The following is a 24,691-nucleotide window of genomic DNA, read 5'->3' on the forward strand; positions in this document are numbered from 1 at the left end:
ATCCTCCATGGATAGCAAATATAGGGATAGGGTTTTATTAGTTTAATTTGTCGCCAATGATACGTACTTCAGGGTCTAGTTTAACACCTGAATTTTCCTTAACCTTGGCGATAACATCTGCAATAAGGTCTTCATAATCTTTAGCTGTTCCGTGATCAACATTGACCATGAAACCAGCATGCTTAGTTGACACCTCAACACCGCCGATACGATGTCCCTTGAGGTTAGCTTCCATAATCAGCTGACCTGCAAAGTGACCTGGTGGACGTTTAAAGACCGAACCACATGAAGGGTATTCAAGAGGTTGTTTAAGCTCTCGCAAGTGATTAAGACGGTTCATCTCATTCTTGATTTGCTCGTAGTCTCCTGGTTTGAGGTTGAATTTAGCTGAAATAACCACTTCTCCTGTTTCTTGGAGCACTGAACGACGATAACCAAAGCGCATATCTCTTGCGTCAATCGTACGAATATCACCGTCTTTTGTAAGAACCTGAGCAGAAACCAAGATATGGGCAATCTCGCCACCATAGGCACCAGCATTCATAAAGACGGCACCACCAACACTACCTGGAATCCCCGCTGCAAATTCAAAACCAGTCAAACTTTGAAAACGGGCTACCTTGGTTGTCGCAATCAAGTTAGCTCCCGCTTCAGCTTCAATTTGATAACCATTAACTGCGATACCATTGAGCCTGTCAAACATAATCACAAAACCTCTGATACCACCGTCACGGACAATCAAATTACTGGCATTACCAAGCACCATCCAAGGAATGTCATGCTTATTAGCAAATTTGACAATACGAGAGAGTTCATAGCGGTTTCGTGGAAAGGCCAAATAATCTGCTGGACCACCAACCTTGGTATATGTATAACGTTTTAAGGGTTCGTCGAAACGAATATCAATCCCCACTAAATCTTCTTTAAGTTCATCTAACATGTTATTTTCCATACTTTTTCTATACATTGTTTTCTTTGTAGGTATCGTGATAGACTTCCCCATATTACTATCACTACCTAAAAATGAGTGAGTATTTTTCCCTAAAAATTAGAAGAAAAATACAGCAAAAAGCCAAGTTTAATTATAGCAAAAATTCCCCATCTTGACGACAAGGAATTTCACGCAAAGCTAGTCCATAAGCTCCAATTTACGGACATCACTAGTGTTTAATTGACTCAAATAATTTTTGTAAGCTTGCCCAGTTTTAGGGTCAACCAAATCATCTGCTATCTCTACTAAGGGCACCAGAACAAAAGCTCTCTGACTCATATATGGGTGGGGCACTTTAAGGTGCTCAGTCTCCCAGATTTCCTGCCCATATAGAAGAATATCTATATCTACCGTCCGAGGCCCCCAATGCTCATGACGAACGCGATCAAGGTCTTTTTCAATTTGCTGACATGACCTTAGTAAGGTCTCTGCTGGCAACTTCGTCTCTAAAGCCAAGGCAAGATTCAAAAAATCAGCCTGATCAGTCAGTCCCCAGGCAGCCGTTTCATAATAAGAGGATACCGCTTTAACTTCCGTCTCAGGTAAGTCATTCAAGGTCTTCACAGCTTTTTGAAGATAGCCTTGACGGTCTCCCATATTAGATCCCAAACTCAAATAAACTCTTGTCATCGGCTACGCTCCAATTCGATACCAACATTCTTATAATGCCCATTAATTGGTGGATTTTCCTTAGTAATTCGAACTTTAATAGATTGAATTGGTGGAAACTGTGCAAATAAATCCTCACAAATCGCACCAGCCAAACGCTCAATCAAAATATACTTTTTATCTTCCACTTGTTTTTGCACGGCTTCAAAAACCAATCCATAGTGAACCGTATCATCTAGATTGTCACTCTGTGAGGCCTTAGTTAAATCAACAGCCAATTCCAAATCTACCACAAAAATTTGTCCCAGGGTCTGTTCCTCAGCAAAAGCCCCATGATAGCCATAAAAACGGCAACCATTTAAAATAATTTTATCCATAGTTTCTCCTTAAGACGACTATACTCCTCTTTATTCTAGCACAAAACAGTTGAAAAGTTGGTCTCTAATTAGTATGATATTTTAGACAGATCTGAAGTTATTGTGTTTACGCTTATGCAATCGGTTGCATAATTCTTCTGATTTGGTAAAATATAGGCACAGGAGTTAAAAAGACTCCTGATTACAAGCAAGACTATCTCAACTAATAAGGAAAAAAACTATGACTAATCAAACCGCAATGCAATACTTTGAATGGTATCTCCCAAGTGACGGACAACACTGGAACAATTTGGCTGAAGATGCCCAACATTTAGCAGACCTAGGCATCAGCCACGTTTGGATGCCACCTGCTTTTAAAGCTACCAACAAAGATGACGTTGGTTATGGAGTCTATGACCTCTTTGACCTTGGAGAATTCGACCAAAAAGGAACTGTCCGCACCAAATACGGCCTTAAAGAAGAGTATCTCAATGCTATCAACCAACTCAAAGAAGTTGGTATCGTACCTATGGCCGACGTTGTGCTTAACCACAAGGCCGCAGCTGATAAACTCGAGACCTTCGAAGTGGTCGAAGTTGACCCAGAGGACCGTACCCAAGAAATCAGCGAACCATTTGAAATCGAAGGCTGGACACACTTCACCTTTGACGGACGCAATAAGGCCTACAACGATTTTGAATGGCACTGGTACCACTTTAACGGAACTGACTTCGATGCTAAACGTAATAAAAGTGGTATCTATCTTATCCAAGGTGACAACAAAGGTTGGGCAGACAACGACTTGGTTGACAATGAGAATGGTAACTTTGACTACCTTATGTATGCTAACCTAGACTATAAACACCCTGAAGTTATCGAAAACATTTATGAATGGGCAGATTGGTTCGTTGAAACAACAGGCGTTCAAGGCTTCCGCATGGATGCTATTAAGCACATTGATTCTTTCTTTATGCGTAATTTTATTCGCGATGTCAAAGAAAAACAAGGTCAAGACTTCTATGTCTTTGGTGAATTTTGGAATGGTAACGAAGAGGATAACAATACCTATCTTGAAAAGATTGAAAAACGTTTTGACCTCGTTGATGTTCCCCTTCACAACAATCTACACAAGGCTAGCTTAGATGGTGCCGATTATGATTTGACGACAATTTTCGATCATTCCTTGGTCAAAAATCATCCTGAACACGCCGTAACCTTTGTAGACAACCATGACACACAACGCGGACAAGCTCTAGAATCTACTGTTGAAGAATGGTTTAAACCAGCTGCTTATGCTCTCATTCTTCTCCGTGAAGACGGTCTTCCTTGCCTATTTTATGGTGACTACTATGGCATTGAAGGTGAATTTGCCCAAGAAAACTTCCAAGAGGTCCTAGATACCTTGCTCTACGCTCGTAAAGACTTGGCTTACGGAGAGCAAACAGACTACTTTGATGATCCAAACTGTATCGGGTGGACACGCTCTGGCAACGAAGGTGGCGCTCCATTAGCTGTAACAATCTCTAATGATGCTGCTAACAGCAAGTCTATGGAAATTGGTAGTGATTGGGCCGGCCAAACCTTCTATGACATTCTTGGAAACTGCTCTGATACTGTAACCATTGACGAAGACGGATGGGGAGACTTCCCAGTTTCTGAAAAATCTGTCAGCGTTTGGACAATTCAAGACTAAGAGTCAAAACCACCCGTGAGAACGGGTGGCTTGCTCTTCGGCTGAAAGCCTCTGCTACCGGCCGAGGCCTAAAGGCCTACCGAATGGTTTCCCTTCAGCACCACCTTTGCTAGCTGACCCGTCTAGCGGGTCTCTTTAAGATTACTTTCTTTTATTCTTCTCACCTGTAAACGGATCATACTCCTCAAACAGACTAAGCTGATCTGCTACCACGTCTTCTTGTAATTGATTACGAATATATTCTTCAATTCGCTTCTGATTTCGCCCAACCGTATCAACATAAAAGCCTCGACACCAAAATTTGCGATTCCCATATTTATACTTTAAATTTGCGTGTCGATCAAATATCATTAAGCTACTTTTGCCCTTTAAATATCCCATAAATGAAGAAATACTTAGTTTCGGTGGTATACTCACTAACATGTGAATATGATCTGGGCAAGCTTCTGCTTCATGAATTTCAACACCTTTTCTTTCACATAATAATCGTAAGATTTGACCAATACTTGCTTTGTATTTCCCATAGATTATCTGACGTCTATATTTTGGGGCGAAAACAATATGATACTTACAATTCCATGTAGTATGTGCTAAACTATTATTATCCTGTCTCATCAGGGGTCCTCCTTTAGTATATTAGTTAGTGGTCGGGAAACCTTATCTAATATAACACTTTAGGGGGACTTTTTTTGATACATCGCTAAAAGCTTTTCGGAACCACTAGCACAGCTAGTGGTTTTCGTAAGACAAAAAAAGCTCGATTGAGCTTTTTTTAGTATCATAAAATCCCTGAAACAGTCTTAACAATATCACGATTGGCATCAACATTATGCACACGGACAATCTGACAGCCCTTGCTAACAGCATAGCCAGATAGAGCAGCCGTTCCCTGATCACGGTCCTTAGCTTGGGTATTTCCACCTAGTAGGTAGTCCACAACACGCTTACGAGAAATCCCAAAAAGAACAGGATAGCCCAAGGCAACGACCTTGTCCAAACCTTTTAGCAGGTCAATATTATGTTGGACATTTTTCGCAAAGCCAAAGCCTGGATCAATCCAGATATTGTCCTTGGCCACACCTGCTTCCAAGGCGGCCTGGGCTCGTTGACTGAGGAATGTACAGACATCTTCTGTGACATCATTGTATACTTCTTCTTTTTGATTATGCATGAGAATAATCGGCACATTCTTTTCAGCTGCTAAAGCTAGCATCTGACCATCATAGAGTCCAGCCCAGACGTCATTTAGAATATCTGCCCCTGCTTCAAGAGCAGCTCTGGCAGTGGCTGTCTTATAGGTATCAATACTGATGAGCACATCATATTTTGCCTTGATAGCCTGAATTACTGGCACGATACGAGCAATCTCTTCTTCCTCAGTGACAAATTCTGCTCCAGGCCTTGTGGATTCACCACCCACATCGATAATGCTAGCTCCTTGGGCAATCATACGCTCAACTTGATCCAACGCATCCTCTACAGTGTCAAAATCGCCACCATCTGAGAAAGAATCAGGGGTGACATTCAAGATTCCCATAATACAGGCCTTACCTGCAATCTCATGTTTGCCTATAAACATCTTAACTCCTAAAAATCACGCATCAATGAAAGAATTTCCTTGCGTTCTTCACGGTCTTCTTTATAAAGGCCCTTAGCGACAGTTGTGATTGTCTTACTTCCTGGTTTCTTAATGCCTCGCATGGTCATGCACATGTGCTCTGCTTCAACCATGACAAAAACTCCTCGAGGATTCAGAGCTTCTTCAAGTGCTGTAGCAACTTGATCCGTAAGACGTTCTTGCAACTGCGGACGACGAGCAGCTACTTCAACCGCACGCGCTAATTTGGAAAGTCCTGTCACCTTGTCTCCACTTGGCAAATAAGCCACATGGGCCTTACCATAAAATGGAACCAAATGGTGCTCACACATAGAGTAAAAAGGAATATCCTTGACAAGGACAACTTCGTCATGGACTTCTGAAAAGACAGCTGTAAATTGATCCTTAGGGTCTTCATTTAGACCTGAAAACATTTCAGCATACATCTTAGCCACACGTTTTGGTGTGTCCAAAAGTCCCTCACGCTCAGGATTTTCACCTAGAGCTTCCAATAGTTGATAGACTGCTTGTTCTACTTTTTCTTGATTTGCCATAATTTCCTCTTGCAACGTTATAATACTATCTATTATACCTTATTTTGCTGGATTTTTCTTGCAAAAAATAAGATTTCCTAGCTACCTAAATCTCAAAAAAAGCGAAGACCACCTTTCATATAGAGGTTATCTTCGCTTATATTTTTTAGTCTTTCAAGTGGTAAGAATAAGATGAAACCACAATATTCTCACGCCATTTGAGATAATATTTCAATCGTAAACTCATTTGGTTGTGAAGCATGGTTTGCCATGATTTTTTAGGCACAAACTGAGGAATCATGACTGTCAAAGTCGCATTATCCTTCTCAGCTTGAGTGGCGACCTCGTCCACATACTGAATGGTCGACTGAGTGATTGAGCTGTACGGTGATTGGATATGAACCATCTCAATTTCAGGGAAATATTTTTTAAACTCTTGTTCAGTTTCCTTGTCCTTGTTCTCAGTATCCTTAGTAGATACATGCATGGCGATAACCTTGTCACCAATAGAACGTGCATAGGAAATAGCTCCGATATTAGCCTTGGTAACATTCCCAACGAGGATAAGAACAATATTTCCTTGATAATGGTGTTCTTCTACCGCTCCATCAATACGCAACTGTTGAGCAACACCATTATAGTGTTTTTTAATCTTAAGGAACATCCACATCAAGATTGCAATAATTGGGAAGAATGGCCAGATATCTCCTAAACGGAAAAGGAAGAGAATGAGAACAATAGCATAACAAATGAGGGCGCCCAAGATATTAGCTAAAGAGTGTTTCCAGAATCCCTTACCATATTCACGAATCCAATGGATAACCATCCCCGTTTGAGAAAGAGCAAATGGAATGAATACACCGATGGTATAAAGCGGAATCAACCGTTCCGTATTTCCTCGGAAAATAAACAAAAGGGTAATGGCACCAATTGCAAGTGTCAAGATCCCATTAGAGTATCCCATACGTGCCCCTTTTTCAAGGTACATGTGAGGCATGTATTTATTTTTCGCCATATTAAAGGACAACATCGGAAAGGCTGAAAAACCTGTGTTAGCTGCTACTGCAAGAATCATGGCAGTAGAGAATTGGAAAACGTAAAATAGAATACTACCAATCCATGACTGACCGAGAATTTCTCTAGCCATTTGTGACAAGATGGTTACTCCTGCATGAGGTGTAATACCTGTCCACCAGTTGAGGAAGGTGATTCCCGCAAACATAGCCCCCAAAATGCTAGACATAATAAAGAGGGTTGAAGCTGCATTTTTGGCCTTAGGTTTCTTAAAGAAAGGCACCGCATTAGAGATAGCTTCTACCCCTGTCAATGAGGCAGAACCTGAAGTAAAGGCCCTTAAAATAAGAATCAATGATACACCTGTAATTGGTTGTCCTAAATGTGCTGTGGCTGCGTAAGGCATATGACCCGTTAAAATTTGAAAGAAACCAAATCCCAACAAGAAGAGCGTCGAAACAATGAAGAGATAAACTGGTATCATCAAAGATTTTGCCGATTCACGCATTCCCCTAAGGTTCATAACCATCAAAACAAGCACCAAAATCATTGATATTTCAAGATTGAAAGGATGCAGGAAGGGAAGGGCTGAAGTAATGGCATCTGCACCTGAGGCCACTGAAACAGCAACCGTCAACATGTAATCGACCAAAAGACTACCACCAGCTATCAAGCCAAACTTAGGAGACAGATTTTCCGTCGTTACCATATAGGCGCCACCACCTTGAGGATAGGCTTTGATAACCTGTCTATAAGAAATGGTAAGACTGGCCAAAAGGACGAGAACCAAAAGCCCAATAGGGATTGACCACCAAATAGCCGCACTAGACACAGCTGTCAGAACCAAGACGACCTGCTCTGGACCATAGGCGATAGATGAAAGTGCATCACTCGACAACATGGCCAAGGCCTGAATCTTGGACAATAAGTGTTCATCACCACTATCATCATGAGTTAAAGGTTCACCGATTAAAATGTTTTTCAGACGTTGAAACATTGCGATCTCCTTACTTTTAAAACATACGAGGGCTATTATACGCCCCTAAATGTTATCTTTCAAGTCTTAACCATCACTTTCCTGCTCTAAAACCCATTTTCTGACCTGAGAAATGAAGTATAGAGATCCCGTTACCACATAAAGTTTCTTATTGTCAGTCGTCATATGTTCTTTAATCCATGTTTTGAAGTCTGGTACCTGCTTATAGGCCTCTGGGTATTTATCTAATTTAACACTGTTTGGATAGTCAAAACTCGTTACAGTCAAGTCACCAACCGATTTTAGTTGGGCAAGCATACCGTCAATAGGCTTGGTATCAATCGCTGCAAAGAGAAGTTCAATCTCCTTATTGGCATACTCTGATTGCAACAAGTCAATCAAAACTTTAACACTCTCATTATTATGAGCACCATCAATCATGAGATTAGGTCTTAAAAATTCTGTTCGACCTCGCCAATGGGCATGAGCCAGGGCATTCTTTATGAGTTCAAGAGTTACTTTAGGATAATCTTTTTGAAGCAATAAAGAAGCCATGATAGCCAAGCTAGCATTTGCCACTTGGTGTTGACCGGCCATAGCCAAGGCTATATCATCTAACCTTTGCTCTCCATAGGTAAAATCAAAGGAATGGCTTGACCCTTCAGCTGTGAAATCTCTCCCCAGCTCATAGGTCTTAGAACCTTCTTCACGCGCCTTCTTCTCGAAAACATCTCGAACATCAGTACGGTCAGTCGCATAAATAAAGGGAGCCCCATTCTTCAAAACACCAGCTTTTTCTGCTGCAATTTCAGCATGGGTATTTCCCAAAATAGCCTGATGATCTAAACCAATCGATGGACACAGGACTGCCAAGGGCTTAAAGAGATTAGTCGAATCATGAAGACCACCCATTCCCGCTTCAATGAATGCGATATCCACAGGATGGATCTGACCAAAATAGAGGAACATCAAGACTGTGATAATTTCAAACTCTGTCGCATTTTCATGCTCTGTCTCTTTTGGTAGACGTTCAACCACAGGCTTCACACGATTAACCAGGTCAAGTAAGTCCTCTTCTGAAATCATCTGACCGTTAAGAGAGATTCGTTCCTTGAAGTCAATAATATAGGGTGAGGTAAAAGTTCCAACCTCATATCCCGCCTGGGTAAAAATGGTTTGTAGGGCATTGACTGTAGACCCTTTGCCGTTTGTTCCCACGATATGCACAGCCTTGAGATTATCTTGTGGATTTCCCAACTCTTTAAGCATCCAAGCCATACGCTCCAAGCCAGGCTTGATGCCAAATTTTAATTGTCCATGAATCCAATCCAACGCTTCCTGATAAGTCATAACTACTCCTTTTTTAGGCTAATGCTTCAACTTAGTCATTAAGCTGACCTCTAAACTAGATTTCTAGTTTTTCCTTGAGCTTAATGCTTTGACGCTCTTATTATACCAAAGACTTCTAGGTATAACCAAAATATGCAAAAAAGGCAACCCTAGGGTCACCTCTTAAGCTTTCTCTTTTTCGTCAATAACAAGACGAACTTTTTTACCTTGAGTAGGTACCGAATAGACAATCGCTCTTATCGCCGTAATAGTACGTCCTTTTTTCCCGATAACACGCCCAATATCGGCTGGGGCAAGATCAAGATGGTACTCCAAAAACTCAGGACCGTCAATAATTTTGATGGTCAACTGATCTGGTGAAGCAATTAAAGGTTTAACGATAGCGATAATAAGATTTTCAATGGTATCCATAGGCTAAAAAATTATTTTGAGAATTTTGATTCGTGGAATTTCTTCATAACGCCTTCTTTTGAAAGGATGTTACGAACTGTATCTGAAGGTTGTGCACCTTTAGACAACCACTCAAGAACACGTTCTTCTTTAAGTGTTACTTGGTTTTCTTCAACGAGTGGGTTGTAAGTACCAACTGTTTCGATGAAACGTCCATCACGTGGAGCACGTGAATCTGCAACGTTAATACGGTAGAAAGGTTTTTTCTTAGAACCCATACGAGTCAAACGGATTTTTACTGCCATTTTTAATATCTCTTTTCTTTAGTTTTTTATTATGGTGGGGGCACTTATCGCCCCTCGACCTTAACTAGTATACCATATCATTTTTATGTGTCAAGAAAAAAACTTGACAGACTTAAAATTTCTACAAAAAAAGTTAGAGTCAAACTCTAACTTCCTTTTCGACTATTTCTTAGCTGTAGTCTTATGATTTTTTTCATAAGCTACCTTTGCTTCAGCATATTCAGCTTCTAAACCCTTAGCAGCTGCCTTCGACACTTTCTCGTAAGTATCACGACTGGTCAACTTGCCATCCTCGTTGTAGGTAGAAACAACCAAGGTATCTTTATTTACAGTATAAGACTTGGTGCGTTTCCCTTTACGGTAGAGTCGGTAGTTATCTACGTTATCCGAAATATAGTAATCTACTAGATTCTTATCTGCATTAGGATAAAGTTGCGAGACAACTTTAGTCAACTCACGTTTAAATTCTGAAACTTCTTTAGTATAGGTGATCGATTTATTCCACTGATCAACAACTTGATATTCCTTCAAATAATCTGAAGCTGTAAAAGTAGGCTGATCCTCCTCACCTTTTTTATAGAAGTAAGAATGTGTTTGTAAATTATTAGACTGATCAACTTTAAGGAAAGAGACGTAAATTTCATCTTTATCTTCATGTTCTTTCAGAGCATTGGTTAACTTTCCAGAATTTTCGTCCAAGACCTTAGACGATTTTAATTCCCAAGTCCCCTCAATGTTCCCCGAAGCATTACGCCAAAAACCATATACACCACCGACGAGCAACATCAAAACAACAGCAACAAGACTAGAAATCAAGGCTCCTTTGCCCCAATTTTTGGCCTTTTGCGATTTTTGATTAGCGTTTTGAATCGTTTCTAGAAGACGAACCTGACTTTCCAATCTCTTTTCTAGTTTGGCAACTGTCTGTTCTTCCTTAGATTTAGCTTTAGCAGCTAATTTTTCAGCCTTTTTCTTATCACGAGCAGCTTGACGAGCAAGCTTCTTAGCTGCTTTTTCTTCCTTTTGATCAAGTTTTGTCAAATCCTCAGACAATCCAAGATGCTGTGCTTGGTTACTGAAAACTGGAATAGATTGATTAGGTTCATTCGAGGTATTAACAGAATGATTTCCTGCATCTGGACGGGTTGGCGCATAACTTGCCAAACGCTCCTTAGCCTCTGCGACGCGTTTGCGTTGTTCCTCTTCTTTTTGAATATCCTCAGCCTGACGGCCCGACTGAATGGTTCTTACTTGACCAACAGTCTCTTGAGATAGGGCCTTCCTCTTTTCTTGGGCCGCATTTGCCATAGCCTCTTGCGCGTTGTCACGCTCTTTCTGAGACTGGGCTAGTGCTCTGGCAGTTGCGGTTCCTTCTTCAAACTGTTGGTCAGCTGATGATTCTCCTTGATCAGCTACTTGGTGAGCCTCTGCACCTTCAGAAAGAACAAACTCTCCTCGTTCCAAGGCTTCTTTAAAGTCGATTGGTCTTGGTTTTCGGCCATTCACAGCCTCAAAGTACTCTAACCATTCGTCTTTCAACATAATAAATCCCCCTGAATTAAAAAACACATGATTAACTTCCCTATTTTACCATACTTTTTAACATAAAAATAGGGATTAACAAGAATTCTAAAAATTCTTATTAAATCCCCATTAATCTTCTTTTGGTGTAATAGACAATAATTGGACAAAACGGTGTTGTGCTGATTCCGTTTCAAGCGTGACATTATCGTATCTAAAGAGAATCTCTTCGATATTTGCCAAGCCCAATCCTCGACCTGTTCCTTTTGTTGAAAATCCTCTTTGTTTCAAAGGAGCTACATCAATAGAAGCTTCCTTAGTTGAATTCTCAACAACAATAACGGATTGATTTTCCATCTTAAAGATAGCGATAGATAATTTTGGTTCATCTGCTAATACAGTAGCTTCTATAGCATTATCACAAAGAATGGATATGATTGTAATCAAGTCGAGTGGACGCATATCTGTGAAGAAGACGCCCTCTTCAACCTCAACATGACATTGAATACCTTTATCAAAAGCTTCGGCTACTTTAGATGACAACAGACTCTTAAGCGGCATGTTGGTCACACGAGTTAATTTTGCCAAATCAAACTTTTGCTGCTTCAAATCTGATGCAGAATCTTTCAAAACACTATCATAAATCATCTTGATTTGGTCGATGTCTTTCATCTGAATGGCTTCATTAAGCGAAATCATGACATTAGTATAGTCGTGACGGAAACTGCGTAACGTTTCGTAAAGACTTTCGACTTGTTCAGAATACTTCTCTAGGTCATCCAAGTGACGACGATTTTCTTTTCTTCGCTCATTTTCAAAGTACTCATCTGCGTATCTATTGACACTGTAAACAGCATAAAGAATCGCTATATAGCCAATCAAGGTTATAATATGGCCAGCATAGTACAAATCAAAGAAACGCGAAGCCACAACTACGGAATAGTTCATAATCACATAACTAATCAAAACAAAGTTAGTGAAAAACATTATCCGACCAAATTTGCGATCTCGCTCCAAGACCCTCAAATATTTAAAATCAATATTAAGAAGTTTGGAAAGAGCGACAAATGTTGGAATAATTAAAAGGTCAAAGAAAATGAAATAAAGATAACTTTTGTTAAGGAAATCCGATGTGATACCAAATCCCGGCATCAAAAAGTAGGCATAACCATTAAAAATCAAAAGATAAAGAACAAGAGGATAGAAAGCATAAAATGCCAACATATTGGTGGTTCTTTCCTTGCCATAGAAATAAGCATAGAAAAGAAGGTAGAACGGTGTCATAAAGGACAAACCGACATTATATGACATCCCCAGTATCCCCCCTATACATTCAACTAAGAACGCAATAGGAATAATCATACGTGGTATCTTGACCAAGCTGGTCTTTTCGTAAATCCACTGTATGACGATGAAATGCAAAAGATATTCTAATGCAATTTGCAAATTGAGCATCATTTAATGGTTAGCCACCTCCTTCTAGTAATCTTAAATAAGCAGTAAAAAACCACATTACTATTTTAGCACACTTCCTGCTATTATATGAGATAAAATTGAATAATTATCTCGAATTTCAGAAAACTTTCAATAATGATTAGAGAAGAAGGGGAAAATCTGAGCCTTAACGATTTTTCAATCGTTCCAAAAGTTCCTTTTTACGTGTCCGCGATAGGAGGCATGACTCGTCTCCCTCAAAGAAGACCATATTAGCCGTACGATCCACACTTGTCACATTACTCACATTGATAACAAAAGAGCGATGCGTTTGGAAGAAAATATCATCCAATTTCGCTACTTCTGCAATTTTTCCATAGAATTCTACTAGGTTTGACTTGGTGTGAGCGATCAACTTATGTGGCACAGGGGCTGTTTCAATGTATAAAATGTCATCATAAGGAATATTAACATCATTTTTATCCGTTTTTACCGTTAGACTCTGTGCCTTGGTTTCTTGTTCAACCTGCGAATACGCAAAATCTAAAAGTTCTACCAAGGCTCTCTTAAGATCTGCATCTTCCATGGATTTATCAACAAAGTCCAGAGCTTGAATCTTATAACGGAAGGTCAAGGGCATAAACTCAGAGTAGGCCGTAACAAAAGCGATTTGTGCTTTCAAGTCTTCCTTACGGATTTCAAGCCCAATATCTAGTCCCTGCTTCGTTTGATTTTTAAGGTCAATATCCAAAAGATAAACCATGGATTTACCCGAACCTCTATCAGCATCTAACAATTCCTGACCTTGCTCATAAAAGGTAATCCCATCAACAACGGCCTTCGACTCCTCAACTGCTTCGTCCAATAAACGACTAACACGATGACGCTGCAAGGCATCATCTTCAAGGACGATAATAGAAAGCATCTTATTTCCCTCTTTCTTTCTAATATACTTTAATATACCTATTTAACATTTTATCATAATTAATCGGATAATATTCCTTTTTTTACAGCATAAAGTCTTTTTAACTCACCTCATTTCATTTATAAAACAATTGTTATCTACTTGTCACTTTATCTTCATTTTTAGATGTTATCATGAGAGCTGTTTTTGTTTTATATTAAAAAGGAGAAAGTTATGTTACGTTCTTTTAAAACGCAAGGGACTAAGACAAAGACTATCTTAACCCTTGCAACTGTCGGTATCATTAGTGCTTTTCTTGTGGGAAATCCTCAGCATGCCTCTGCGGATCAAACCTATGTTTCAGATCCTAACCAGGCTATGACATTTTCTGAACTTGAAACAGCTACAAATACCAATACCATCACTCAAACAGGTGTATCTAGTGAAACACCTACTACTGTGTCACATACCTCTGTGGATGATATTCATACACATGAAAATGACTATGAACAAACGCCCACAAATACTCCGACTTTTGAGGAATTGAAACAAGATAGTCAAACAGCTAGCAGTACTGTCGACAGCCAGACTGGTAGCAAAACCTATGAGACTAGAATTCCGACAAATACAGATAGCAATCATAAGGCTGTAGAAAATCACTCTGAACCAAAGACCGAAACTGTCGCTCAAGCACAAACCTGGTCAAAAGATGGTGCTACATGGGTATCAACAGAAATTAACAATGGTAACGTTCATAAGATTCTATCTACTTATATTCCAAAACCATTAACACCTTCTACAAAGCCCACGACAACAGCTACTCCAAAACCTAAACAATCAACTCCTGCTGTTAGTCAACCTAAAAAACCAGCCACAGTCGCTAACAAACCTACAACACAACCTAAGAAACCAACGGCTGTTGTAAACAAACCAGCGCCTTCTACAACGACACAACCTAAAAAGCCAACAACGACTGTCACTAAACCTACAGCTCCTAAAGCTACTCCTATCCAACCTGCTAAGCCAGTGGACCGAGTTGCTCAAGTATGGCAAAAGAATAACGAACTGGTAAAAGAGAATTACGACACTCCTCACTGGTCAACTAAGGAAGCAACAGTCTTCATCAATGCTAAAAATCCTGAAATCGTGAATGCCTACAAACAAGCTATCACTTCTTGGAATAACACTGGTGCCTTTAATTTCTTGCTCACTAACGATAAACAGAAAGCTAACATCATTGCTGATGAACGTTATGAAGGTAATGTAGCAGCTCCTCTTGGGGTTACCTACTCTACTTACTACCTCCCAACTAAGCAATATAGTAACGCTACTGTTTACTTGAACACCTTCCATGTTCAAAACAATTATTATCAAAAGAATGGTGGAAAACTCCTTAACACTGCGCAACACGAATTAGGCCACTCAATTGGACTTGAGCACAACAGTGCTGTTGCCTCTGTAATGGAACCCAAAGGTGGTAAGACAAGTATCCAACCAGTTGATATTAACAATGTTAAGAAACTCTATAGCAAGATTTAAGTTCTTACACCATCACTACAATTTATAAGCAGACCTATCAGGTTCTGCTTTTTTGATACAAGTGAGATGACCATTCAAGACCAGAAAATGACTGTTCATGATTTTTTCTTACATATTTTAAAAATATGTAAAGTTTTCTCCGTTTTTTTTGGTAAAATAGAAAATGTAAAGAGAGACCGGATGAGTTAGAAAACTCAACTTTGTTAGTTTTTGCTCATTATTCTCATAAACAGAATAAAAATAGTCTAGGAACCCTTCTTAACATTTATACCTATCTTCCCCAAACACTTTTCCCCCATTCCTAGATTTCCAGATCTCTCCTAATAAAGAACGTCTAGCAACAGCAGCTAGGCGTTTTTTATTGTATCTAAAGCACATAGGCCTTGATATTAACCTAGTAGATTAGTAATCGTTCAAAATAATTCTCACAAAATTACCATTCAAGATCAGAAAATGACTGTTCATGATTTTTTCTTACATATTTTAAAAATATGTAAGTTTTCTCTGATTTTTTTTGGTACAATAGATAATGTAAAGAGAGACCTAATGAGTTATAGATAAATGTTTTATCATTTAAAACTTATTGTTCTCATAAATGTTTTCTAAATAGTCTAGGAACCCTTCTTAACATTTATACCTATCTTCCCCAAACACTTTTCCCCATTCCTAGATTATCAGATCTCTCACAAGAAAATCGTCTAGCTCACCCGGCTAGGCCTTTTTTCTTTTTCCATACTTTTGCTATAATAGAGCCATACCGTTTGAAAGGAACTCATAAAATGACTATAGATCAGCAACTTCTTTGCTACAAACGTTTACCAAACTGGACAGCTACAACACTTCCAGAAATGGTGACGCAAAAACACAATACTAAGGTGGGAACTTGGGCTAAATTGACCATTCTATCGGGATCTCTTCACTTCTACGAATTAGACGAAGAGGGAGAGGTTACTGCAGAGCACCTCTTTACCTCCGAGACAGAGATTCCTTTTGTTGAACCACAAGCTTGGCATCGCATCGCTGCTGCTTCAGATGATTTGGAATGCTATCTTTCTTTTTACTGTAAACCTGAAGACTACATGGCTAAAAAGTATGACACTAAGGCCCACTCCGAGGTTCTTGAAGCAGTCCAATCTGGCCATATCAAACCTGGTCGTACCCTTGACCTAGGCTGTGGTCACGGTCGTAACGCTCTTTATTTGGCATCTCTTGGGCATGATGTTACAGCCGTTGATGTTAATAACGAAGCTACACAACGCATCCAAATGATTGCAGATGAGGAAAATTACAATGTTAGAGCTGGCTACTACGATATCAATGCTGCTGCTCTTCCTGAGTCTGAAACCTTTGATTTCATCCTCTCAACAGTAGTCTTTATGTTCCTTGATCCCGATCAAATTCCGGCTATTATCAAGAATATGCAAGAGCGTACTGTCGTTGGTGGTTACAATCTAATTGTCTGTGCCATGGATACCGAGGAACACCCTTGTACCATGCCTTTCCCATTTACATTTGAAGAGGGGGAGTTGAAAAATTATTATAGTGACTGGGAGTTAGTCAAGTATAATGAAAATCTTGGTCACCTTCACCGTTTGGATGAATATGGCAATCCCATCGCCCTTCAATTTGCAACCATGTTAGCTAAGAAGGTTAAATAAGAGCGAATAACTGAAGACGAGCTGAGCACAGCTTGACTCGTCTTCAAAGTAAAAACTAGGAATCCAGTCGGATTCCTAGTTTTTTAATTGTTTACAATGTCTGCATATCCTGATTTAAGGTCTGCATTTTCTGTTTCTTTGACATAATACACACCACCATTGGTAGTTGGTGAATAAAGAACAAAGGGAGTTCCATCTTTTTTGATGGTAAAGAAATAACGGTGAACAGATACATTTTCCCATCTCTCGTAAACGGAAACAATGGTATACTCAGCACTGCTATTACCATTTGCAGCATATGTAGCATCCACAGTCTGGTTATGGTCCGACATCCAACGGATAGGCAAAGAAGAAGCCTCATTGGTGATTTCTTTGTATCCAGGCTGATTCATCTGATTGCCCCAAGAAACCATCAAACTAGCAAGTTGACTAGCTTTGTCATTGGTCCAACGTGGATTTTCAGTATAGGCTTCCTTAGCATGGTTAGCATCAGGTGTGTCAATACTTGCACTGCTAGATTCACTTGTCTTCGGATTTTCGGCCAATGAAGTACTTGATGTGGCACTAGCCTTCTCTGTCGATGAAAATATCGAGCTAGCCACTGTGGCAGATGACTTGGTCTGTTTGACGTTCTTCATTGAACTAGAGACTAGAGTCAAGCCAATGCCAACTACGATTGCTACTAGAGCCCCCAGAAGAATATAGATATAATTATAATTTTTCGAGATTCCAATAAGGCCAGACTGATAAGCTAATTGTAATTCATCAGGTTTCGGTTTACGCCCCTGAACTTGCTCAAAACGACTTATCCATTCTGCTTCTGACAGCTTTCGCATAATTTTCCTCTTCTCTTTATCAATTATCTTCCATCCTATCATAGAACAGTGATGATGACAATAGTAGAGAGAACTTGAGGTTTACCTTCAAGCTATTAACCTTTATTTTCAAAATAACGACGAACAATCGGCGCCACTTCTTCACCATAAAGTTTAATAGCCTTTAGAACGTCTTCATGTGGCATAGAACCAATCGGGAGATGAAGCATGAAGCGATCTAGCTGTAAATCCTCAATAAGACGAATGATTTTTTGAGCAACGCGAGCAGGGTCACCAACGAACATGGCTCCGTTGGGTCCAACACTAGCATAGTACTGCTCTTTAGTCATTTCAGACCAGTGTGGGCGATCTTTAGCAATGTTATCCACCGTTTGTTTCGTTGGATAAAAATAATTTTCTATCGCTTGGAAATTATTTTCTTCAATCCAACCCCAAGAATGAGCAGCCACCTTAAGTTGTTCATCCGAATAACCATTTCGAGAACCAATTTCCTTATAAACCTCAACTAATTTTGCAAAGGCCTTTGGATTTCCTCCAATTGTAGCATAGGCAATTGGCAGACCTTTTTCCGCAATTTGAATGGTCGACTCAATGTGACCACCTGTCGCTACCCATATTGGAAAATCATCTTGGACTGCTCGCGGATACACAGGGCGATTGTCAACAGACTGAGTATGCTTGCCTCGCCAGGTTAAATTCGTCTGCTTTTTCACTTCCAGAAGCATGTCTAGTTTTTCATTGAAAAGTTCATCGTAGTCTGACAGGTCATAGCCAAAAAGTGGGAAACTCTCAACAAAGGAGCCTCTACCCGCCATGATTTCTGCACGGCCATTTGACAGAGCATCAATGGTTGCATACTGCTGATAGACACGAACCGGGTCAATAGATGACAAAATGGTTACTGCACTAGATAAACGAATCTTCTTGGTATTCACAGCACCTGCTGCAAGAACAATTTCCGGTGCCGACACTGCAAAATCTTCACGGTGATGCTCTCCAATCGCATAAATGTCTAGTCCAACTTGATCCGCCAATTCAATTTCTTCAACGAGTTCTCGAATACGTTGGTCATGAGAGATAGGTTTTCCAGTTGATTCTAGAAGGGTTGTTTCTCCAAAAGTTGAAATGCCAAGTTCAATCGTCATAAATCTTTCCTCCAGTAATTCTTTTATTTGTTATGAGAACAACATTATCACTAATTAGTGATAATTACAAATGAAAAAGCCTAAAACTCTATTTTCCAAGAAAGGCTAATAGGGTTAGGCAGAAAAGAAGAACTAAAACACCCATGACCACTAGGAGACTAAGCTTATAACCCAGAGGATTTTGAGGATTTAAACTAGTTCCAAGACCAAATCTACGAAGAACAAATAAAGGTTCTGAGGGAGATTGCTTAAGGTTGTAGCCTAAGAGATACCTTAAATAAAGCAGGAAGTAGAAACTCAACCCCGGTAAAACGACCAGAGGAAGCACTAGCCCCTGTGACCACCAAATCATGATTGTAAGAATGATTTGTAGCAAAAAGAGAACCCAAAACAAACCATAAATGCGTGTTTGTTTTTTCATTGATTGTCACCTCTCAATCTAAGATAAGTATACTCCTCCTAGCTTCCCTTATCAAACCCATAACTCGCCTGACACCTTATTTTCTGCTACAATAGAAAGGAAAGATTCAAAAAAGGAAACTGTACACATGAAATTAATTTCTTGGAATATTGATTCACTAAATGCCGCCCTTACTAGTGATTCTGCACGCGCTCAATTATCACGCGCTGTTATCGACACCTTGGTCGCTGAAAATGCAGACATCATTGCTATTCAAGAGACAAAACTGTCTGCTAAAGGTCCGACTAAAAAGCATTTGCAAATCTTGGAAGACTACTTCCCTGACTATGACAATACTTGGCGTTCATCTGTTGAACCTGCCCGTAAAGGTTATGCTGGAACCATGTTCTTGTATAAAAAAGAACTGAATCCAGTCATTACCTATCCTGAAATCGGAGCACCTTCAACCATGGACTGTGAAGGGCGTATCATCACTCTCGAATTTGACAATTTCTTTGTGACACAGGTCTACACACCAAATGCTGGTGATGGCCTCAAACGTCTGCTTGAACGTCAAATCTGGGATGAAAAATATGCGGATTACCTAGCTGAATTGGACGCTCAGAAACCAGTGCTTGCGACTGGTGACTACAATGTTGCCCACAAGGAAATCGACTTGGCTAATCCTTCAAGTAATCGCCGTTCACCAGGCTTCACAGATGAAGAACGTGCTGGTTTCACTAACCTCCTTGCCAAAGGTTTCACAGATACCTACCGTCACCTCAATGGCGATGTTACAGGAGCTTATACTTGGTGGGCCCAACGTAGTAAAACATCTAAAATCAACAATACAGGCTGGAGAATTGACTACTGGTTGACTTCAAATCGTATTGCCGACAAGGTCACAAAATCAGACATGATTGACTCTGGTGATCGTCAAGACCACACACCTATTGTCTTAGAGATTGATTTATAAAATAACTCTAGACCTAAATCACAAAAAGAGTAGACCTGCTACTCTTTTACTATGCCCAATTAAGGAGAAATTATGAAAACCAAACTTAATACCACTCAAAAGCTCGTTCTGTCAGCTATTATGATGGCTCTTTACATCGCTATCCTCTTTGTGTCTCAAGCCATTTCCTTTGGTGCGGTTCAGATGCGTCTGGCCACCGCTTTATATGGATTAACCTACATCTTCCCATTTTTGGTATTCCCTATCAGCATTGCCAATGCTATTGCTAACTCTTTTGGCGGATTGGGCTTGATTGATGTGGTCGGCGGCTTCTTTGCTAGCTTTTTGGCAACTGGTAGCATCTACCTCATCCGTAAAGCTAAGTTATCTAGCTGGTTGATTATTCTCCCAATCCTACTCGTTCCTGCCTTAGTGGTACCAATCTGGCTTAGTGCCTTACTCAAACTTCCTTATTTTGCTCTCGTTATTAATCTCCTCCTAGGACAATTAGTTCCTTCAATCCTGGGTGCTGTTCTTGTCCGAGAGTTGATCAAACGTGGTTACAAAGACTGACCAAAACAAAAATATCTCTGCAATGTGCAGAGATATTTTTTAGTAATGATATGCTTTTTTGTAAGCTTCTTTTGGTGTCAATTTGTCACCAGAGATAAGCAAACGGTAGTCAACATTAGTAGGATCTTTTTGATACTCATCAACCCAATCTTGATTCATTTCAAGATAAAGATTATAAGTTCCCAACTCAGTCGAAACAGTACCTACCTTGTAAAAATCTTTATAACGCTTTTGGTTATCCGTTTTTTTCAATTTTTCATATCGATAATAAGTTCTGGCAAAGTCAGTGAACTGGTATTCTTTCTTATCTTTTCCAGAGCCAGTTGTAACCTCAATGGTGCCCTTGTTATTTGTTAAATGTAAATCATAATCATAATCATTGTGACTATTCACTTGGAAGACACCTGAAGTGATGTCACTATCATCAGATAATGTTTGAATATCAGCGAACTTCGCAGCCTGCCAAGAAGTAGGGACTCCTTCATATTCACCATCACTCTGTAGACCTAGAAGTGACCAATAATGACCGAGATAGAAGGTATTAGACTTCTCACGATCTGTCACCAGTTCACCTACCATCTTAAGATTTTCAGCACCCAGACGGTATGGGTTAGAGAGATAACCAAAGACTGGGAAGAAATAAATGATGACTGTAAAGGTCAAGAGGGTCTTCATATTAATCTTATTGATAGCCCAGAAGAAATAAGCAGCTGAGAACAAGAGAGCGTAAGCAGCACCGTAGCTGAACTTATGCGCATGGGCAATCAAAAGTAAAATGAAGAAGATAGGTTGAATAGGACGGACCTTGTGATAGATGATAGAGAAAACATCCTCCTTGTCTTCCTCAGATTTGAAAATCAAGGACAAGACAATGGTCAATAGCACAAAGAAAGCACCAAAGCTGAAGCCAACATCATTTGGTCGGAAGAAATAAGCCAAGATGGACATATCCATTACCAAAAGCCAGACAGATGCAAATTTGATCATGTTGTTACCAAATTTTGCAGCCGTTTGACTAGGTGCCTTTAAAGGTACCTCGAAAGCTTGTGCAAGTGCTCTTTCTTTGGCTTGGCGTTCAGCCTCTATTGCTGCTTTCATTTCCTTAGTACGGCGTTCCTTTTGGAACAAATGGGCAACCTTGGTCGGTTCATCTTCCCTTGACTTGGTAATACTCAAAAAGAGTAAATATTGCATGGCAAAGATGAGAGCTGTGTTCCCACCGTATTCTAGGAAGGAACCATTCCAAATACTAGAAACAACTGTAAAAACGATATAACCTCCAATTGAGATTAAAACCGTCAAGAGCAAATGAATCCAACGATAGCGGTAAGTGTATTTATCAGTTGTATCTCGTCTCAAAAACGTGTCACGTGGGTAAAGATACCAGATAACGAAGATAAGTTCAATGGCTTGAACTGCTGTTAGAAAACCAACGTAGTTGAAGCCAAAAACGGCTGCTACCACATTGATGAGATAGGAAATAATGGCCAAAACTCGCAGACTGGTGCGCTTAGACAAGAGTCCAATACTCATCAGGGTGATAGTTGAGAAGGCAGAAAAACCAACGCCCATCTTATTATCAAAGATAAACACATTGACAAAGGCAAAAATCAAGATTCCTAAAAGAGTTAAGACTTGTTTTTGCATTTCTTTTTTCTTTTCTTTCATATTTTCCCTCCTTATGGAAATGATAACGTTTCCGTACTCCTATTTTAACACAATTGTACTATTTTTGTCAGATTTAAAAAGGCATTCGGATAACCGAAGGCCTTTTTCATTTGTTATCTATTGATTCAATCTTGAGGAACACAAAATCCCCATCAAAGCGTTGAATATACTTTTGAAAACCTAATAAACTAAAGGTTTCAATCTCATAACGGACCTGATCAACACCATCACTAGTGCTTTCTTCAAGCAATTTTAGTTTTGGAATATCGGATTCCAAGACATCACGGTAAAGTCCTTTATACTCAAAGGTAATTCGAGCCCACTCGTTACCAGAAAGCATTGAGAAAGCCTGATAACGTACCTGCTCATCTGTAATAAGACGTTCTTTTTGTTCTGGACTGAGCGTGAAAGCCAAATCATTTTCGGATTTATGAATGGTCTGGAAACGATCCACACGGAAATAACGGATTTCAGAGAACTTATAATCACAAGTAAGGTTGTCATCCAGTTTGTAAGAAATACAGTAGAAATAGTGGTTGTCAAAAATGACTGAAATTGGAAAGACCTTATATTCCTCCACTTTTTCTCCTGGCTTACGGTAACTAAATGACAATGGACGTTGGTCCACTATGGCATCGAAAATAGCTGAAATAGCTGGTAAGAGTGACTTATCTTGTTCCTGATAAATCTTAAGTTCTTGATAACTATCCAGTTCTAGCTCAGTCAATCGCTTGATACGTCTGCGCTCCTTGTCGTCTACAGCCCTCTCAACAAAGATGTTGATTATCTCTGCTACTTCATCCTTTCGAAGAGCTCGACTCTCTAAAAGAATCTTAGATAGGATAACTGCCTGATTGTATTTAAGGTTACCGTAGCCTTGTTCATACTGAGCATGATAGGAACCGTATTTTCTGGAATACTTAACCTTCATATTTGGACGGAGTTCAGTCAAGTTCTCCTTGAGCTCACTCACATCCTCTTTAAGCGTACGCTCACTAATGCCAAAGCGAGCCAGGTAGTCCGTTTTCGAAATGTCATTTCCCTTTTCTAATTCGGACATAAAGTACAAGAGACGTTTGGTTTTTGATGCTGTCATTATAAAATCCCCCTTTATAATCAAACCTCTTATTACTAAAAAATTGCTGTCTAGTTATTAATTATCATAGATAGTCATCACCAGTGGCCACGATCCACAGAATTATAGCTCAAATAATAGTCCTTTTTCTTTTCGTTATACTCAAAAGAGAGTCTTAACAATTGTGCTTTCTCAATAGGACTATTCTGATCAGTGTAATTAAGATCAACTGACTTATGCATGATTCCTGATGAATGGACCTTTATACTTCTCCAAGCACCTTTTGCCTGAGGATGTTCCCTAATGACCTCAGACAAGGATGTTGTTGGACCAAAATAAGCTTGGTCTTTGGTACGTAAGCTATTTATCTGCTCCTCAGTCCAATTACTGCTATAGTTATCAACTTCAGTGACGCCATCAAGTGGATAAGTCGCTGTTCCACCATCATAAACAAAGCGTCCCTTTTCGTCCTTCACAAAAGAGAGATCAATATACTCATTACCATCTCCACGTTCGTATCTCACCTTGAGACCACTTGATTCCATTTCGACGTAATTGCCCTTACCATGACTTTTAATAATCGAACGTAAGGTATCAACCTTGGGTTTCAGATTTTCAAAATCTTCTTCCGTCCAATTATAAATCGCAGACTTATCTTCGTAGTTTTTTGGATCATCACTATCGGGTTTCTCCTCATCAAGATCTGACTGAGACACTTGCTGAATCAGCCTATATTTCTTCATAGCCCCTCGATAGACAGAACCACCTAAAGTTGCAAAGAAGGATAATCCAATCAGGGCAAGCACGATTGCGGTAAAGAGAAATCTACCTCGCTTCTGTCCCATTCTAAAGAGAATGATAGCAAGGACAAAACAAGCCACAATTACAGCCAGATACAGAATTATCGGCTTATACCTCCAAGATAAGAAGACCGACATCCAGCTCACACTTAAGAGTATCAATGGCAAAACAAAGGTCAAAAAGAAATGTCGCTTTTCAGCTTTTTCCTCCTGAAAAGCAGATTCAAACTCTGGCCCTTGATTACTAAAAGCCGACTCGAAAACCTGATCACCATTCTTTAGATGATCATCACTTAAATAACGTTTACTTTCTTTATTAAACATCTACTCCTCTAAATATTCTATATAACAATTTCCCAGTTTTTTCTA

24 protein-coding genes are annotated in these 24,691 nt (G+C 39.7%); 5 read left to right on the plus strand and 19 right to left on the minus strand.

The window, feature by feature from the left end:
- Positions 1-37: 37 nt before the first annotated feature.
- The 3 genes from murB to folB form a co-directional block, all read right to left on the minus strand.
- On the minus strand, positions 38-940 hold the full coding sequence (gene murB / locus A6J31_RS06785) for a UDP-N-acetylmuramate dehydrogenase (protein WP_021143763.1): 903 nt from the start codon (positions 938-940) through the stop codon (positions 38-40).
- A gap of 189 nt (positions 941-1,129) precedes the next feature.
- Positions 1,130-1,621, minus strand: coding sequence for a 2-amino-4-hydroxy-6-hydroxymethyldihydropteridine diphosphokinase (folK, locus tag A6J31_RS06790; RefSeq protein ID WP_014634876.1), 492 nt, complete (start codon positions 1,619-1,621; stop codon positions 1,130-1,132).
- On the minus strand, positions 1,618-1,977 hold the full coding sequence (gene folB / locus A6J31_RS06795) for a dihydroneopterin aldolase (protein WP_014634877.1): 360 nt from the start codon (positions 1,975-1,977) through the stop codon (positions 1,618-1,620). The genes folK and folB overlap by 4 nt, the downstream gene beginning before the upstream one ends.
- Positions 1,978-2,197: 220 nt before the next feature.
- Between folB and A6J31_RS06800 the strand changes: the two genes are divergently transcribed.
- Complete coding sequence (locus tag A6J31_RS06800; RefSeq protein ID WP_080610775.1) at positions 2,198-3,649, plus strand: alpha-amylase; 1,452 nt, start codon at positions 2,198-2,200, stop codon at positions 3,647-3,649.
- 141 nt (positions 3,650-3,790) lie between these two features.
- Here the strand turns inward: A6J31_RS06800 and tnpA are convergent, their stop codons facing one another.
- From tnpA to A6J31_RS06850, 10 genes are all read right to left on the minus strand, one after another.
- A complete protein-coding gene (tnpA, locus tag A6J31_RS06805) occupies positions 3,791-4,264 on the minus strand; it encodes an IS200/IS605 family transposase (RefSeq protein ID WP_013990678.1) in 474 nt (157 codons plus the stop codon).
- 163 nt (positions 4,265-4,427) lie between these two features.
- Complete coding sequence (gene folP, locus A6J31_RS06810) at positions 4,428-5,228, minus strand: dihydropteroate synthase (RefSeq protein ID WP_080610776.1); 801 nt, start codon at positions 5,226-5,228, stop codon at positions 4,428-4,430.
- Between the two features lie 8 nt (positions 5,229-5,236).
- Positions 5,237-5,800 (minus strand): GTP cyclohydrolase I FolE, encoded by a 564-nt coding sequence (folE, locus tag A6J31_RS06815; protein ID WP_002884345.1) that lies wholly within the window; start codon positions 5,798-5,800, stop codon positions 5,237-5,239.
- 145 nt (positions 5,801-5,945) lie between these two features.
- Positions 5,946-7,790 carry an APC family permease gene (locus A6J31_RS06820; protein WP_004183113.1) on the minus strand — a complete coding sequence of 615 codons (1,845 nt, stop codon included), beginning with the start codon at positions 7,788-7,790 and terminating at the stop codon, positions 5,946-5,948.
- A 66-nt stretch (positions 7,791-7,856) separates the two neighbouring features.
- Positions 7,857-9,119, minus strand: coding sequence for a bifunctional folylpolyglutamate synthase/dihydrofolate synthase (locus A6J31_RS06825; protein WP_080610777.1), 1,263 nt, complete (start codon positions 9,117-9,119; stop codon positions 7,857-7,859).
- 162 nt (positions 9,120-9,281) lie between these two features.
- The gene (locus tag A6J31_RS06830; RefSeq protein WP_002884680.1) at positions 9,282-9,530 is read right to left on the minus strand and encodes a KH domain-containing protein; all 249 of its coding nucleotides are present in this window, start codon (positions 9,528-9,530) and stop codon (positions 9,282-9,284) included.
- An 11-nt stretch (positions 9,531-9,541) separates the two neighbouring features.
- On the minus strand, positions 9,542-9,814 hold the full coding sequence (gene rpsP / locus A6J31_RS06835) for a 30S ribosomal protein S16 (RefSeq protein WP_002884675.1): 273 nt from the start codon (positions 9,812-9,814) through the stop codon (positions 9,542-9,544).
- Between the two features lie 162 nt (positions 9,815-9,976).
- Entirely contained in the window at positions 9,977-11,356 is a 1,380-nt protein-coding gene (locus A6J31_RS06840; protein ID WP_080610778.1) for a hypothetical protein, read from the minus strand.
- A 111-nt stretch (positions 11,357-11,467) separates the two neighbouring features.
- Positions 11,468-12,646 carry a sensor histidine kinase gene (locus A6J31_RS06845; RefSeq protein WP_002884300.1) on the minus strand — a complete coding sequence of 393 codons (1,179 nt, stop codon included), beginning with the start codon at positions 12,644-12,646 and terminating at the stop codon, positions 11,468-11,470.
- A 310-nt stretch (positions 12,647-12,956) separates the two neighbouring features.
- Positions 12,957-13,694 carry a LytR/AlgR family response regulator transcription factor gene (locus A6J31_RS06850; protein WP_073689053.1) on the minus strand — a complete coding sequence of 246 codons (738 nt, stop codon included), beginning with the start codon at positions 13,692-13,694 and terminating at the stop codon, positions 12,957-12,959.
- Between the two features lie 213 nt (positions 13,695-13,907).
- On the opposite strand from A6J31_RS06850, the gene A6J31_RS06855 reads away from it, so the two are divergent.
- Both A6J31_RS06855 and tehB read left to right on the plus strand, forming a co-directional pair.
- Positions 13,908-15,212 carry a matrixin family metalloprotease gene (locus A6J31_RS06855; protein WP_080610779.1) on the plus strand — a complete coding sequence of 435 codons (1,305 nt, stop codon included), beginning with the start codon at positions 13,908-13,910 and terminating at the stop codon, positions 15,210-15,212.
- 779 nt (positions 15,213-15,991) lie between these two features.
- On the plus strand, positions 15,992-16,870 hold the full coding sequence (gene tehB / locus A6J31_RS06860) for an SAM-dependent methyltransferase TehB (protein WP_002884191.1): 879 nt from the start codon (positions 15,992-15,994) through the stop codon (positions 16,868-16,870).
- An 83-nt stretch (positions 16,871-16,953) separates the two neighbouring features.
- Here the strand turns inward: tehB and A6J31_RS06865 are convergent, their stop codons facing one another.
- The 3 genes from A6J31_RS06865 to A6J31_RS06875 all read right to left on the minus strand — a co-directional run bounded on the left by A6J31_RS06865 (position 16,954) and on the right by A6J31_RS06875 (position 19,272).
- Positions 16,954-17,706, minus strand: a complete 753-nt coding sequence (locus A6J31_RS06865) for a DUF4767 domain-containing protein (protein WP_021143756.1) — start codon at positions 17,704-17,706, stop codon at positions 16,954-16,956.
- A gap of 95 nt (positions 17,707-17,801) precedes the next feature.
- Entirely contained in the window at positions 17,802-18,851 is a 1,050-nt protein-coding gene (locus tag A6J31_RS06870; RefSeq protein ID WP_080610780.1) for an LLM class flavin-dependent oxidoreductase, read from the minus strand.
- An 88-nt stretch (positions 18,852-18,939) separates the two neighbouring features.
- Positions 18,940-19,272 carry a hypothetical protein gene (locus A6J31_RS06875; RefSeq protein WP_080610781.1) on the minus strand — a complete coding sequence of 111 codons (333 nt, stop codon included), beginning with the start codon at positions 19,270-19,272 and terminating at the stop codon, positions 18,940-18,942.
- 127 nt (positions 19,273-19,399) lie between these two features.
- Between A6J31_RS06875 and A6J31_RS06880 the strand changes: the two genes are divergently transcribed.
- Positions 19,400-20,227, plus strand: coding sequence for an exodeoxyribonuclease III (locus tag A6J31_RS06880; RefSeq protein WP_002884246.1), 828 nt, complete (start codon positions 19,400-19,402; stop codon positions 20,225-20,227).
- Positions 20,228-20,299: 72 nt separating this feature from the next.
- Positions 20,300-20,779 carry a QueT transporter family protein gene (locus A6J31_RS06885; RefSeq protein WP_080610782.1) on the plus strand — a complete coding sequence of 160 codons (480 nt, stop codon included), beginning with the start codon at positions 20,300-20,302 and terminating at the stop codon, positions 20,777-20,779.
- A 39-nt stretch (positions 20,780-20,818) separates the two neighbouring features.
- Here the strand turns inward: A6J31_RS06885 and A6J31_RS06890 are convergent, their stop codons facing one another.
- The 3 genes from A6J31_RS06890 to A6J31_RS06900 form a co-directional block, all read right to left on the minus strand.
- Positions 20,819-22,447: a hypothetical protein gene (locus A6J31_RS06890; protein ID WP_080610783.1), complete on the minus strand. Its 1,629-nt coding sequence runs from the start codon at positions 22,445-22,447 to the stop codon at positions 20,819-20,821.
- 106 nt (positions 22,448-22,553) lie between these two features.
- Complete coding sequence (locus tag A6J31_RS06895; protein ID WP_080610784.1) at positions 22,554-23,543, minus strand: helix-turn-helix transcriptional regulator; 990 nt, start codon at positions 23,541-23,543, stop codon at positions 22,554-22,556.
- Between the two features lie 77 nt (positions 23,544-23,620).
- Positions 23,621-24,646: a hypothetical protein gene (locus tag A6J31_RS06900; RefSeq protein ID WP_080610785.1), complete on the minus strand. Its 1,026-nt coding sequence runs from the start codon at positions 24,644-24,646 to the stop codon at positions 23,621-23,623.
- Positions 24,647-24,691: the final 45 nt, after the last annotated feature.

The organism is Streptococcus sp. FDAARGOS_192 (genome assembly GCF_002073815.2).
GTDB lineage: Bacteria > Bacillota > Bacilli > Lactobacillales > Streptococcaceae > Streptococcus > Streptococcus salivarius_H.